The organism is Ruminococcus sp. AF20-12LB (genome assembly GCF_003478985.1).
Taxonomy (GTDB): domain Bacteria; phylum Bacillota; class Clostridia; order Lachnospirales; family Lachnospiraceae; genus Blautia_A.
Genome location: NZ_QUGH01000002.1, coordinates 263,901 through 277,953 on the forward strand (window position 1 = coordinate 263,901; position 14,053 = coordinate 277,953).

The following is a 14,053-nucleotide window of genomic DNA, read 5'->3' on the forward strand; positions in this document are numbered from 1 at the left end:
GGAGGCTTGTATGAACAGAGACGAGGCAAGAAAGAAAGCACAGGAACTGGTATCCAAAATGACACTGGAAGAAAAAGCCAGTCAGTTAAGATATGATGCGCCGGCTATAAAGAGACTTGGTGTCCCTGCTTATAATTGGTGGAATGAAGGACTTCACGGGGTAGCCAGGGCAGGACAGGCAACTGTATTTCCGCAGGCAATTGGCATGGCTGCCACATTTGACAGAGATTGCGTAGCTGAAATGGCAGATATTGTAGCAACAGAAGGACGTGCAAAATACAATGCATATTCCAGTGAAGAAGACAGAGATATTTATAAAGGACTGACATTCTGGTCCCCCAATGTAAATATTTTCCGTGATCCGAGATGGGGCAGAGGCCATGAAACTTACGGGGAAGATCCGTATCTGACCAAAGAGCTTGGAGTAGCTTTTGTAAAAGCTCTTCAGGGTAATGGAGAAACTATGAAAGCTGCGGCATGTGCAAAGCATTTTGCAGTGCATTCCGGACCGGAAGCGATCAGACATGAGTTTGATGCAAAGGCATCTGCAAAAGATATGGAAGAAACGTATCTGCCTGCATTTGAAAGCCTGGTAGAGGAGGCTGATGTGGAGGCAGTTATGGGAGCATATAACCGCACAAATGGAGAGCCCTGCTGTGGAAGCCCTGCTCTGCAGAAAAAACTGAGAGATGACTGGAAGTTCCAGGGACATTTTGTATCAGACTGCTGGGCGATCAGAGATTTCCATGAACATCATATGGTGACTAATACGGCTTATGAGTCAGCAGCACTTGCCATTAATAATGGCTGCGATCTGAACTGTGGAAATACATATCTTCATATTATGAAAGCATATGAAAAGGGGCTTGTCACAGAGGAAAGGATTACAGAATCAGCAGTAAGACTTTTTACTACCAGATATCTTCTTGGGCTATTTGATGGCAGTGAATATGATAATATTTCCTATAGGGAAGTAGAATCAGCAGAACATCTGGCAGCAGCAGAGAAAGCAGCAGCGAAGAGTTTTGTACTTTTGAAGAATAATGGAATTCTTCCATTAAAAAAAGAGGATATCAAAACAATCGGAATTGTGGGACCTAATGCAGACAGCAGAAAGGCTTTGATTGGAAATTATCATGGAACTGCATCCAGATATATTACAATCCAGGAGGGAATCCAGGATTATGTAGGTGAGGATGTGAGAATTCTTAGTTCTGTAGGAAGCGAGTTGTTTAGAGACAGAACAGAACCTCTGGCATTCAGCAGAGATCGTCTTGCGGAAGCTAAGATCGTTGCAGAAAACAGTGATGTGGTGATTCTTTGTGTAGGTCTGGATGAGACACTGGAGGGTGAAGAAGGAGATACCGGAAACAGCTATGCATCCGGAGATAAAGAGAGCCTGAAGCTTCCTCAGTCCCAGATTGATTTAATGGAAGCAATGGCTGGTTCCGGAAAACCGGTGGTTCTTTGTCTGATGGCAGGAAGTGATATTGATATGAGCTATGCAGCAGAGAAATTTGATGCAGTTATGGTTCTGTGGTATCCAGGAAGTCAGGGCGGAAAAGCAGCAGCAAAAATTCTGTTTGGGGAAAACTCCCCATCCGGCAAACTTCCGGTTACCTTTTACGAGAGCCTTGAAGAACTTCCGGAATTTACAGATTATTCCATGAAAGGCAGAACCTATCGTTATATGGAAGGAAAAGCACAGTTCCCCTTTGGATATGGACTTACCTACAGCAATGTAAAAGTAGAAAATGCAGAGGTAAGACAGTGCGGACGGAAGATAACAGTAGAGGTAGAAGTATATAATAAGGGTAATGCAGATACTGAGGAAGTTGTTCAGGTTTATGTAAAAAATCTTGACAGTAAAAATGCAATTCCAAATCCTGCACTGGGAGGATTCCAGAGAATTTTTATAAAAGCAGGAGAACGCAGAAAAGTTATGGTTCCTGTCTGGGAAAAGGCATTTACAGTGGTAAATGAAAATGGAGAACGCGTAGAGGATGGCAGGAAATATGAGATTTTTGCAGGCTGCAGCCAGCCGGATGAAAGAAGTATAGAGCTTACCGGAACAGAACCTGTAAAGATAATTTGGGAGAAAGAAGACTGAGCTTGTGAAATTTGAATTGTTTTATCCGCAGTGGAAAGACCAGGCAGTCACATTCAGCTATGATGATGGCCAGATTTTTGATAGAAGACTGGTTGATATTTTTAATAAATATAATCTGAAAGCAACATTTCATCTGAACTCAGGGACTTTGGATACAGAAGGATTTATAAAAACACAAGAACTGAAAAGCTTATATCAGGGACATGAAATTGCCTGTCATGGTGTTGCACATGAGTATCCCACACATCTTTCGCAGGAAAGACTGGTTCAGGAATTTTATCAGGACAGATGCAGTCTGGAGAGAGAAACGGGAAGGATTATCAGGGGATGTTCTTATGCATTTGGAGAATATGACGAAAGGGTCATCAATACCCTGAAGAATCTTGGGTTTGCATACAGCAGGACTGTGGAGTCTACAGAAAATTTCCGCATTCCGGAGGATTTTATGAGGTGGACTCCGTCCTGTCATCACAATGATGCATTCAGGGGAATTGCAGAAAAGTTTTTGCACAAACCGGATTATCAGAAGCTTCCTCTTCTCTATGTATGGGGACACAGCTTTGAGTTTGAACGGGAACAGACATGGGAGGAAATGGAAAGCTTCTGCAGAAAGATTTCAAACCATGAAAATGTGTGGTATACCACTAATATGGATTATGTGAATTATATGAATGCAGCCAGAAATCTGATATTCAATGCAGAATGTACCTATGTAGAAAATTTATCAAAAATAAAAATATATTGTAAAATAAATGGAGAGTGCCAGATCTTATAATCTGGCATTCACTGATATAGGGTTTGCTGAAAAGCATATAAGAGAGTCTACAGATTTCATATTTGATTTACGGGAGGAAATGATCAATGATAACTTGTAAAAATCCGATTTTAAGTGGCTTTTATCCGGATCCGTCCATATGCAGGGTGGGAGAGTGGTTTTATCTGGTTACATCTACTTTTGCATATTTTCCGGGAATTCCTGTATTTCGCAGCAGAAATCTGGCACAATGGGAGCAGATCGGCAATATATTGACACGGGAGAGCCAGATGCCCTTACAGGGCTGTGAACATAATGAGGGGATTTATGCTCCTACACTTCGGTGGCATAAGGGAACTTTTTATCTGATTACTACCAATGTATCTGGCGGCGGAAATTTTATAGTAACTGCAAAAAATCCCCAGGGTCCATGGTCAGAATCTCATTTTTTGGAAAATGCCAGGGGAATTGACCCGAGCTTATTCTTTGATGAGGATGGAACCTGTTATTATATCGGGCAGAGAGAAAATTCCCGTGGCGGCAGGTACAATGGTGATTGCGAAATATGGATACAGAAGCTGGATTTGCAGACTTTCAGGCTAGAAGGGGAGGCGCATCCTGTTTTATATGGATTCCAGAGAAATGCAATCTGGCCGGAGGGTCCTCATCTTTATAAAAGAAATGGTTATTACTATATTTTTCATGCAGAAGGTGGAACAGAGGAGCATCACAGTGAAATGGTGGCCAGGAGTAAAAATATTTTTGGCCCCTATGAATATGCAGGGACAAATCCGATCCTGACACACAGACATTTGGGAAAAAATGCGGAGATTACCTGTGTAGGACATTGTGATCTGACTGAGGATGAACAGGGAAACTGGTTTATGGTTGTTCTGGGCTGCAGACCTGTGGACGGAAAGACATTTCTGGGAAGAGAGACTTTTCTGGCAAAGGTAGAGTGGGAGGATGACTGGCCGGTGGTAAACCCGGGAGTAGGAATGCTGGAAAAGGAAATCTGTCTGCCTGGTGAGAAGGATAACTCTATGCCCGGAGAACTGAATGAAGTCAGAAATTACAGTTTCAAAAATATGACAGATAAAAAGCTTCCACCGGATTTTATGATGCTCAGAAATCCCCAGCCGAATGCTTATACAATAGATGAACAGGAAGAATGTTTAAAACTTCCTGCAAAAGCTGTGGCAATTGGGGATAATGGGAGTCCTTCGTATGTTGCGGTGAGACAAAAGCACCATAGATTTCAGGCAGAGACGGAGTTTTTGTTAAAAGCAGGAGAAAAAGGTGACAGAGCCGGAATTGCCTATCTTCAGAATTCTCAGAATTATTTTCTGGCAGAATATGGAGAAGTGGGGGTAGACGGCTATATCTATGTCACAGTATGTATCAATGGAACAGAGAAGATACTTGCAGAAAAGAAAACAGAGAAAAGAGGTATGCAGACCCTGAGATTGAGCGTAGACCAAAGCCTGGCACAGGTATGGCTGATTCGGCCTGAGACGGAAGAAAAATCACAATGTATAATCAGGGAGGTGGATATCAGCCATATGTGTACAGAAGCGGCAGGCGGTTTTACCGGCTGTACAGTGGGAATGTATGTACACTCTGAACAGAAACAGAGTACAGGCTGTGCGCAGTTTTGCAGATTTACGGTAAAGTAACAATCATTCTGATGATTCCGGCAATTGGTTGTTCTGCCTTTGCGTTTGTGTTAAGATCCCATCTTTGGCAGTTGTAAGGTGACAAAACGGCTACAAACCCAGTAAATATGGGTGTTGTGGCCGTTTTTCTTTTTGCAGCGATATGTACTATATTATCCTTGCTTTGATTTTATCTGTTTTGTATTCTTGATGAGGGTCCGCATATCTGCTTTAGTAATGAATTCATGATCCGTTCTAAAATCAAATATTTTATGTAAGGCATCGGTTAGTTCGGTTCTTGTATAAGAGGGGACATATCCGCTCGCTGTGTTCAGCAGAGTCATTTGCATAGAGCGTAATGTTTCCAATATCTGGTCTGCTGTATAAAGATTCCCAAGTTTCTTTTCCAGTAGACGGTAGAGTAAAAGGCTGATATAACAAGTCATGAAATGGGCTTTTATCCGATCTTCTCTTCTGATATAGATTGGTCTTGCTTCGAATTCTGTCTTCATGATCCGGAAGTTTTCTTCGATTTCCCAACGTTGTTTATTGATCCTTATGATCTCTGAAACATCATCTTCCAGGTTTGTGATAACTGCATAAAACCCATCCTACATTTCTTCTTTCTGGATCTGTTCTTCATCAAGATCATAAGTTTCTTGGATAGAGAAAATTTGTATTTTTATAAAGTTCACTCTGCATAAAATCAGATTCCCCTGCAATCACGGAAAGAGAACGATATACGTCCTGGAGACTGTATTTAGGCTCTGCTTTTGATTGTCCGACAGACTTTGTCTAAACGGAGCTGAGTGCACAGTTCCTGAAGAAACAGATATCCAACATTGAAAGAACGACGCTCATTCATAGGGATAGTTGCCGCTTTGGAGAACTCTACAGACACTTTTCCGGTATGCTGCTTATAAAGTTCTGTTTCTTTTGCTGCCTGTGATTGCGATATACATGATAAATAAATCCTTTTTTCTTTTATTACACCGCACTATTGCAAACAAGTGCATATAAAAACGTAAAATTTGACATAAAAAATGCAGGTTTTATAAGGCTTGCAGGGTGATTTTTAATTATTCAACTGTCAAACTTCCGAGACATTTCAACAACTCTGAGATGTTCTTTACAGAAAAGGAGCGTTGTGCTATAGTGATACGAAGGAAAAACAGAAAACGGAGAGAAAACCATGAAACACAGGATGAGAACAATAATGCTGCTTCTTCTGACTATGCTGTTGCTATGCCCTATACAGGTTCTGGCTGCAGATGGAGAGAACGCAGTGAAAACAGATCTGGAGGACGGAGAATATTCCATACAGGTGGAACTGGAAGGCGGAAGCGGAAAGGCCAGCGTTTCTTCCCCCACACTGATGCTGGTAAAAGAGGGGAAGATGTATGCACGGCTCCAGTGGAGCAGCTCCAACTATGATTACATGATCGTAGATGAGGAAAAATATCTCAATGAGAGTGAGGAAGGCAGAAATTCTGTTTTTACTGTCCCGGTAACTGCCCTGGATGATAAGATGGAAGTGATCGCAGATACACTGGCCATGGGTGCCCCTCATGAGATCGATTATACACTGACCTTTTATGAGGCTTCTATTGGCTCCAAGGGCCAGCTACCTCAGGAGGCAGCGAAAAGAGTGGTTGCAGTTGCGCTGGTAATCATCATCGGTGGCGGTATCCTGAATTATTTTGTAAACAAAAGGAATCGGTGTTAAACCGGTTCTTTTTTTATGCTCTTTCGCATAATATACATAATAATGAACATATATAAAGACGGAAGGAAGGGAACATCATGGATACAGTACAGGATAAAACCTACGAAGCAATTTATTATTCACTGTGGGAGGCTGCCAGGCGTTACAGCGGCTTTACGCAGTTTCGGGTAATCGGAAAAAGCCACGATGACCGGATGATCCCTATGCTGGAGATCGGACATGGAGATGCCTGTATTTTCTGTGTGGCCGGCTTTTCCGGAACGGATGGACAGATGACGGACAGGCTTACCAGGATGGCACTGGAGCTTTGCAGAATATATGAATGCAACTGGACCGTGGACGAGCTTTATGAGGTAAAAAAGCTCCTGGATCAGACCAGGCTTTGTATCATACCGGTGGTCAATCCGGATGGATATGAGATTTGCCGGAAGGGCTACAATACTGTGCGAAATCCCATTTTCCGTCAGATGCTGAAAATGCAGGATGTTCCCTGTGATGAATTCGAGGGGAATGCAAGAGGAATGGATACTGCACGGAATTTTCCCACCACCTTCTGCAGCAGAAAAAAGATCCATCAGCAGCCTGCCAGTGAAAATGAGACACGGGCGCTGATCCGGATCTTTCAGGAATACGGAGGACGTGGCCTGCTGGTTTTCTGTGGATATGGGAAAAAGGTGGTTTATTACCGGCGGGATCAGAATTTTTCCACTGGTCAGAGATGCTACCGTCTTGCACGTCACTTAAAAAAATGTACCAGGGGAAAGCTGGAGCAGCTGGCAATAGAAAGAGAAGTGCAGAACGGGCGAAGGAGCACAGGCAGGCCGGAACAGTATTACGGAGAAATGATCCGTCAGCCGGCTTTCCGGATCGAATTGCCGGTAAATTCCGGAAATAAAGAAGAGGAAGAACGGGAAATCCGTGATCTGCTGCTCCTTCCATTGGAATATATTTACTCTCTGGTACAGCTGTAAAAAAATCTGGCGTTGTGCGGATGCAGGGTCTGTCAGCTTATGAAGAATAGGGTGGCAGACATACCCGCTGAGAAACCAGTGTCGAATCCTGTCGGACGAATTTGATTGACTTCCGGGGCTGCGAACCCTATAATAACATCATCTGAAACAAATCTTTTTTAACAAATGTTGCAGGAATTCTTTCATCTCTGTATGTGATGAGAGGAACTGCACATCTGAGCATATCTGCTCGAATAATTTCCATTCAGTATTTTTGCTGTATTATCATTTTGATCATGCTTGTCCCCACTTCAAGATTTGTGAGTTTAAGTGATGGGAGCATGTTGCGAACTGCCATATTAACTGCTATACAGGGAGGACTTTTTTATGGCTCAATTTATGTGGAGCAGGTCTCCGCCGGAATTTTTCTGATGTCCGAACACTGTTTCTTTCCCTGCAGAGGGAAGTGATCATCAAATATCGTATATAGAACAGAATACAGGAATGAAAACATTTTTTCGATGTATCGGCAACACGGTTCTTGGGCTGATGCTGGTGACAGCATTGGTACTTTTAATTCCCGGACTTTTCGGGATCCGGCCCTATGTGGTCTATTCCGGTTCCATGGAACCTGAGATTCCAACCGGAGCTGTGGTTTTTACAAAGGAAGGAGAGTTTTCTCCGAAAAAGGGAGATATCATTACTTTTCATAACGGAGATACCGTTGTCACCCACAGAGTGGTAAAAAAAGAAAAGGATATCTTTATCACAAAAGGTGACGCCAACAAGACAGAAGATCCTGTTCCCGCAGAGGCGTCACAGATCATCGGGCGGGTAGTCTTTCACCTGCCTTATCTGGGCTACGTGATCCATTTTCTGAAAGCCCGGATCCCTTTTGCCGCAGTTTGCATTGCGGCATGTCTGTCAGTACTCTTTGATCTGGCATATACCCCAAAAAAGAAAAAAATACAGGGAGGAATTTAATCATGATGAAAAACAGAAAACTGGTAAAAGGAATCGCACTTGCTGCTGTGATCACTGCACTGGCAGCCGGAGGAACAGCGGCATATCTTACGGATTTTGAAACGGCAACTAACAGCTTTACCGTAGGAAAAGTGGATATCGACCTGGATGAGCCCAACTGGAAACCGGAGGACAATACGGATCTGGTTCCTACTCAGGTGATCCGGAAGGACCCCTATGTATCAAATAAAGGAGTAAATGAAGCATTTGTATATCTGGAAGTTTCTGTTCCGGTCCGAAATGTGATCACGGCAGCCAAGGATGGCACCAGGAATGCGCTTGCAAAAACAGAGCTGTTCAGCTTCACCAAAAACAAGGACTGGACACAGCTGGAGCGGACCGAAGTGGGGCAGAATATGGTCTATACCTATGCATATAATCACATCCTGAAGCCGGGAACAAAGACAACAACTCTTTTTGATACAGTAACCTTTGCCAATATCATCGAAGGTCAGCTGGATACACAGCAGATCGATATGCCGGTACGGGCTTATGCGATCCAGGCTACCAATACCGGTAATGACAAGACTACGGTTCTGGAGCAGGCAACTGCTGCTTACCAGAAATATGTAAATCAGAATAAAGGACAGGCCGGTGGTGTCACGAAATGAATAGATTAAAAAGACCCGTGTTTCTTCTCCTGACAACAGGGCTCCTGTGTGCAGCAGGGACTGCGGCGTATTTTTCAGATTTCGAAAAAAAGATAAATACTGCTGCAGTGGGGTATGTGACAACGGAGATCGAGGAGGATTTTCCGGATCCTACACCTACGCCTATGGAGAATGGTCCGTCCTACAGAAAAGAGATCCGGATCGGGAATTTTTCCGGCAGTGTGAAAGGGTTCCAGGCAGACTGCTATGTGAGGATGTCCCTTTCCTACTCCAATGACGATATCGGCAGAGGCGTTAAATTAACAGGTCTGGATACGGCAAACTGGGTGTATAACAGTCAGGACGGCTATTATTACTATCGCAAAAAAATATCCGAGGGAGAAAAAACAGCTCCTCTGTGTACAGGATTTCAGATTGATCCCCAGAAGATCGATGATACTTACAGAGACAGCATTAAAGATTTTGAGATCAATGTTTATGAGGAAGCTGTACAGGCAGAAGGATTTTCAGATTATGAAAGTGCGTGGAGGTATTTTTCAGATCCGATTTCTGTTCAGGCAGAAAGGAGGGGAAATGCTTGAAGAAACACCTTAAAGTCCTGCTGGCAGGTGCTGTTATAGCAGGCAGTATCCTGGCGTGCACGGCTGCTTATGCCAGATTTTCAGATTCCGTGACAGTGACCAATCACATAGCAGTGGGAGATATCAATATTTCTCTCAGGGAACTGGAAAAAAAGGACGGCAGAGAAATGAAATATCAGGATCGCCGGATCGTTCTTCCGGGAGATGAGATATCCAAGATCCCCAGGATCACCAATCACTCAGAGCCATGCTGGGTAAGGGTGAAGATCTCTTATACAGATGATCTGGAAGGTTTGGATGGTCTGGATGACAGGAATCTTACAGGAATGTCACCGAGATGGATCCGGAAGGGAGAGTATTTTTATTATACCAGGAAGCTGGAACAGGGAGACAGCGTGGATATTTTTACCGGTGTGACTGTACCATCCCAATGGGATGAATCCTACCAGGATAAGAAGCTGGGGATCACCATCGTGGCAGATGCTGTCCAGGCGGCAAATTTTGCACCGGATTTCCGTGCCATGTCACCCTGGGGAAATCAGAAGATCTTAAGATGTATCCACGATACCGATGGTCTTGTGGTTCAGAAAAAAAGTCCGGTGGATCTGAAGGTAGAGTTTGAAGGAAACGCGCACAAACTGATCGCGGCTCCGGAAGACTTTTTTTCCGGATTTTCAACGGCAATGCCGGGAGATGTTTTTCATGATTCTGTAGAGATCAGTAACACAACGGAGCATGCTGCAGAGATATTCTTCCGCACATCACCGGAATGTAAATCGGTAAAGGATCAGGAATTTCTGAAAAAGCTGAAGCTGGTGATCACCATGAATCATAAAAAGCTGTATTCCGGGGATCTTCTGGCTGTGTCTCTCAATAAAGCCGTGTCCCTGGGTGAATTTTCCAGTGGAGAAAAAGGAAACATGAGATTTGAGGTTACGGTTCCGGCAGAGCTGGATAATTTATATGCTCTTCGGGCAGCAGACGTGAAATGGATCTTTTCTGTGGAGGAGGATCAGGAGACGTTGGAAACCAGTCCCGTCCCACGCCGGAATGACAGGAAAGAAGCCACAGAAAGAGCTTCCGGAAATAACAGTTCTTCGGTAAGGACAACACCAGTGAAGACCGGAGATGAATCTCCTATGCTCCTGTTTGCACTGATGGCTGGTATGGCGTTGCTTACCTGCAGTCTGACGCTATGGAAAGGAGGACGAAAAAATTGAAAAGAAGAATGATCGGTGCATGGATGGCATTGATGATCACAGCTTCTTCTCTTGTGGTTTCGGCCAGTCCTGCAGCAGATATGAGTTCGGTATCAGCAGATCCGCAGCAGGAGCAGACAGAACCGGAGGAGGAAGAGGAGGCCCCGGATATTCCGGTAACGTCTCAGCCTGGGGAGGCTGAGATGCCGGTTCCGACAGCCTTGCCTGAACAGGAAACGGTGGAGGAAGCTTTTGGAGAAGGTGAAGATACTGCTGAAAATACTGACAGTGATGAGCTGACCGAACCGGAAGTTGCTTCAGAAGAAGGAGAAAATATAGCTCTGACAGAAACACCGGAGCAGGCGGAAGATCCGGGATTTATCGTTTTTACGGAAGAAAATGCAGAAATCCTCACAGCAGAAAGTGAAGAGGATCAAAAACTGATCCAGGAGATTGAAAACGGAGAGATCATTGCCCTTTCTGCAGCACTTCCGGGGAAGATCCTGGAAGCAGGCAGTGCGGAAGTGATTTCAGAGGGAGAGGATTCCCTTGCAGTTACAGCACTTTCCCCGTCCCAGTATTATCTGGACAGCTGGACCAGGGTTTACTGCGATGAGATCTGGAAAGCTGCCAATGATTTTCTTGGTCCCGGAAATAAAACCCGTATGGGATGTACGTATCGTTCTGTACATTATATCGATGATACAGGTGAGGAGAAGGTTTCACCTCTGTATTGCCTGAAAGCGACCCAGGATGGGCTGGACAGTATGACACTGAAGAATGAGGCAGTAAAAGCACTGACTAATTCTGTGATCCAGAAGCTTTTGTACTTTGGTTACGGAGGACCGGGGGATCTGGGAACCGGATATGACCCCTCCTGCAGTCACATAGACTGGTCAAAATGGCAGAACCGTTATGTATTCACGCATATTGCATTGTCAAAGGTATACTTTAATGACTGTGGATATGCCACAGCAGCAGAAGTAGAACATACAGGGATAAACCGCCTGATCGATAAGATCCAAACATTGACGATCCCTGCAAGAAACAAGGCAGCCGTTTATGTTTCCGAAGATGGTCCCTGGTCGGCAGCATCCGGAAAGACGATCCCCTTAAGTGTATTCCGAAGCAGACCAGCAGGTTTTCCCTTTGTTCCGGACAGTATGAAGGACGGATTTCAGATGAGTACTCTTATGAAAGTGACAGACGGAGCAAAAGCAGGAAATGGGATCACCATTACCAGGGGAGCTGCAGAAAAATGGCAGCTTGCCTACTGGACAAGTGCAGCGGAGTATAATTCTCACAAATCCAATCCCAAAATGATGTCGGGAACAAGCCTGAACCTGAAGGATGGAGCATACTTTTTTCTGATCTTTCCGTTAAATGCATCTGCTACAAAGAAGTTTTCCTGCAAAATGCTGCTTCAGCCGGTTTCCTATATTTTGGTTGACGGAAGTGCCCAGGCAGGAAAAGATGGAGTACAGGATTTTGGCGCTTACGTATACCAGGGAACAAGAGGAAGCCTTTCGTTTTCAGTAAAGCCATCGGTTTACGGCAATGCAAAGCTGGTCAAGAAGGAACCCAACACGGGAAAACTGATCCAGGGAGCGCAGTACGGACTGTTTGCAGCAGAAGCTCTGACCTCCGGATACCGGACTATGTACAGTAAGGATCAGAAGGTTTCATCCGGAACAACAAACGCCGGTGGAGAGATCCTTTTTTCAAAGCTGCTTCCCGGAAAATATTATGTGAAGGAAACTAAAACCGCTGCCGGATACAAGCTGAACACCGTTATCAAAAATCTTACAGTAACCGGTGGAAAGACAACAACCGTCAACGTAACGGATATCATGGATATCAGCGGAACAGTATCCATCAGAAAGAAAGATGGAAATACCGGTGATCCACTGGCAGGAGCTGAATTTACCCTGTATCAGTGGAGTAAAAAAAGCAAAAGCTATGTAACCTTAAAAAAACTGACTTATGATGGACAGAAACGTATCTATAACTCCGAGAAATTTAATTATACCGAAGACAATCAGGGAAAATTCCGTGTACGGGAGACAAAAGCTCCACCCAATTACACCGGAAACTGGCAGAAGAATTTTACGTTGGAAAAGCCGGGAGAAAAGCAGGAATTTCTGTTTGAAGCAGTGAACTATCAGAACGAAAAACGAAGGATAGAGGTTCGTAAGATCGATGCGAAGACCGGTGAGGTCCTGAAGGGTGCGGAGTTTACACTTTATGAATACAGCGCAGCTAAAAAAGCCTATAAAGAAAAAGGAACACTTCTGAATTATGATAGTTCAAGTGAGCTTTATGTAAGCGGTGAACTTTTAAAGACCTCGGATAATGAGGGAAAATATAAGATCGTGGAAACAAAGACTCCGCCCGGATATACAGGAAGCTGGGAGGAAGAAGTAAATATCACAGACAAGGATGCCCGCCTTTCCTTTGAAGTTGTCAATGAAAAGGAAAAGGAATATACAGGAGTGATCCGACTGAGAAAAACAGACATTTATACCGGGGAAGTTCTGGAAGATGCTGAATTTACTGTGCTTCAGTGGAACAGAGAGAACCAGACTTACCAGGATGACCTGGGCGGGCAGAGTATCCTGAAGTTTGACGTAGAAACCGGATGGTACTCTACTGAAGAGCTGGTGCTTACAGATGCTAATCAGGGAAGGTTCAAAGTAGTGGAAACAAAAAATCCGGAAAACTATACAGGCAAATATGAAAAGGAGGTAATCTTCCAGAAAAAAGAAAACACAGATACGGACATTGTGGATTTAAAAGCAGAGAATACTCCGGTAACACTTCCGCTGGGAAATATCACCATCATAAAAAAGATCAAAGAGGAGGATATTACCTGGGCTCATGGAAATCCAACCTTTTCCTTTGTGGCAGAAGGTACGGATCTATCCGGAAATCCTCACAGATATGAGGATTATGTGACCTTTACCAGAGGAAGCTATGAAACCGATAAAAATGGCTATGCAACATTATCGGTCACTCTCAGGAATATCCCGCTGGGGCAGTATACGGTCTGGGAAAAACCGGTACTACGCTACTATCTGAAAGATGTACGGGCAAATACAGAGAATGTCCGCATCATAAAAGGCGCTGCACCTGCATATGGTACAGATCCCCGGAAGATTGCTTCCGGTACGGCTGCTCTGACAATGCAAAACAAAAATGCATCGCTGACTTTTGTAAATGAGAAATCCAGATATGATCGATATTCCCATAATGACAGCATAAAAAATACCATACCCGTATCATTTTCCTGAAAAAAATACAGAGGGGCAGGAGTAATCCTGCCCTTAGCTGCGTATTTTATATAGTAAAAAACAAACTGTAAAAAGAAATAAAAAAACTACATATATACCCAAAGATATGGTATACTTTTTTACAAATACTGTGAATTCAAGAACTCTCTGGGAG

At 43.9% G+C, this 14,053-nt stretch carries 10 protein-coding genes and 1 pseudogene; 10 read left to right on the forward strand and 1 reads right to left on the reverse strand.

Annotated elements, in window-relative coordinates:
- Positions 1-10: 10 nt before the first annotated feature.
- From DWX61_RS03910 to DWX61_RS03920, 3 genes are all read left to right on the forward strand, one after another.
- The gene (locus tag DWX61_RS03910) at positions 11-2,110 is read left to right on the forward strand and encodes a glycoside hydrolase family 3 C-terminal domain-containing protein (RefSeq protein WP_118623911.1); all 2,100 of its coding nucleotides are present in this window, start codon (positions 11-13) and stop codon (positions 2,108-2,110) included.
- Positions 2,111-2,114: 4 nt separating this feature from the next.
- Positions 2,115-2,885 carry a polysaccharide deacetylase family protein gene (locus tag DWX61_RS03915; protein WP_118623913.1) on the forward strand — a complete coding sequence of 257 codons (771 nt, stop codon included), beginning with the start codon at positions 2,115-2,117 and terminating at the stop codon, positions 2,883-2,885.
- 86 nt (positions 2,886-2,971) lie between these two features.
- Positions 2,972-4,540: a glycoside hydrolase family 43 protein gene (locus DWX61_RS03920; protein WP_118623915.1), complete on the forward strand. Its 1,569-nt coding sequence runs from the start codon at positions 2,972-2,974 to the stop codon at positions 4,538-4,540.
- Between the two features lie 152 nt (positions 4,541-4,692).
- Here the strand turns inward: DWX61_RS03920 and DWX61_RS19160 are convergent.
- Positions 4,693-5,130: pseudogene (locus DWX61_RS19160) on the reverse strand (IS1634 family transposase); the annotation flags it as partial.
- Between the two features lie 581 nt (positions 5,131-5,711).
- Here DWX61_RS19160 and DWX61_RS03930 point away from each other — a divergent pair.
- The 7 genes from DWX61_RS03930 to DWX61_RS03960 all read left to right on the forward strand — a co-directional run bounded on the left by DWX61_RS03930 (position 5,712) and on the right by DWX61_RS03960 (position 13,899).
- Positions 5,712-6,245 carry a hypothetical protein gene (locus tag DWX61_RS03930; protein ID WP_270426881.1) on the forward strand — a complete coding sequence of 178 codons (534 nt, stop codon included), beginning with the start codon at positions 5,712-5,714 and terminating at the stop codon, positions 6,243-6,245.
- A 77-nt stretch (positions 6,246-6,322) separates the two neighbouring features.
- A complete protein-coding gene (locus DWX61_RS03935; RefSeq protein ID WP_110102293.1) occupies positions 6,323-7,216 on the forward strand; it encodes a M14 family zinc carboxypeptidase in 894 nt (297 codons plus the stop codon).
- A 483-nt stretch (positions 7,217-7,699) separates the two neighbouring features.
- Positions 7,700-8,179, forward strand: coding sequence for a signal peptidase I (locus DWX61_RS03940; RefSeq protein WP_118623919.1), 480 nt, complete (start codon positions 7,700-7,702; stop codon positions 8,177-8,179).
- Between the two features lie 2 nt (positions 8,180-8,181).
- Positions 8,182-8,829 carry a TasA family protein gene (locus DWX61_RS03945; protein ID WP_118623921.1) on the forward strand — a complete coding sequence of 216 codons (648 nt, stop codon included), beginning with the start codon at positions 8,182-8,184 and terminating at the stop codon, positions 8,827-8,829.
- Positions 8,826-9,410 (forward strand): hypothetical protein, encoded by a 585-nt coding sequence (locus DWX61_RS03950; RefSeq protein WP_118623923.1) that lies wholly within the window; start codon positions 8,826-8,828, stop codon positions 9,408-9,410. The genes DWX61_RS03945 and DWX61_RS03950 overlap by 4 nt, the downstream gene beginning before the upstream one ends.
- Positions 9,407-10,630 carry a hypothetical protein gene (locus DWX61_RS03955; RefSeq protein WP_118623925.1) on the forward strand — a complete coding sequence of 408 codons (1,224 nt, stop codon included), beginning with the start codon at positions 9,407-9,409 and terminating at the stop codon, positions 10,628-10,630. Before DWX61_RS03950 ends, DWX61_RS03955 begins: the two co-directional genes overlap by 4 nt.
- Positions 10,627-13,899, forward strand: a complete 3,273-nt coding sequence (locus tag DWX61_RS03960) for a SpaA isopeptide-forming pilin-related protein (RefSeq protein ID WP_118623927.1) — start codon at positions 10,627-10,629, stop codon at positions 13,897-13,899. The genes DWX61_RS03955 and DWX61_RS03960 overlap by 4 nt, the downstream gene beginning before the upstream one ends.
- Positions 13,900-14,053 lie beyond the last annotated feature (154 nt).

Excerpts from the sequence above, each read along its gene's own strand:
- DWX61_RS03910 (WP_118623911.1), top strand. The coding sequence starts at position 11 with ATGAACAGAGACGAGGCAAGAAAGAAAGCACAGGAACTGGTATCCAAA.
- DWX61_RS03920 (WP_118623915.1), top strand. The coding sequence starts at position 2,972 with ATGATAACTTGTAAAAATCCGATTTTAAGTGGCTTTTATCCGGATCCG.
- DWX61_RS03930 (WP_270426881.1), top strand. The coding sequence starts at position 5,712 with ATGAAACACAGGATGAGAACAATAATGCTGCTTCTTCTGACTATGCTG.
- DWX61_RS03935 (WP_110102293.1), top strand. The coding sequence starts at position 6,323 with ATGGATACAGTACAGGATAAAACCTACGAAGCAATTTATTATTCACTG.
- DWX61_RS03940 (WP_118623919.1), top strand. The coding sequence starts at position 7,700 with ATGAAAACATTTTTTCGATGTATCGGCAACACGGTTCTTGGGCTGATG.
- DWX61_RS03945 (WP_118623921.1), top strand. The coding sequence starts at position 8,182 with ATGATGAAAAACAGAAAACTGGTAAAAGGAATCGCACTTGCTGCTGTG.
- DWX61_RS03950 (WP_118623923.1), top strand. The coding sequence starts at position 8,826 with ATGAATAGATTAAAAAGACCCGTGTTTCTTCTCCTGACAACAGGGCTC.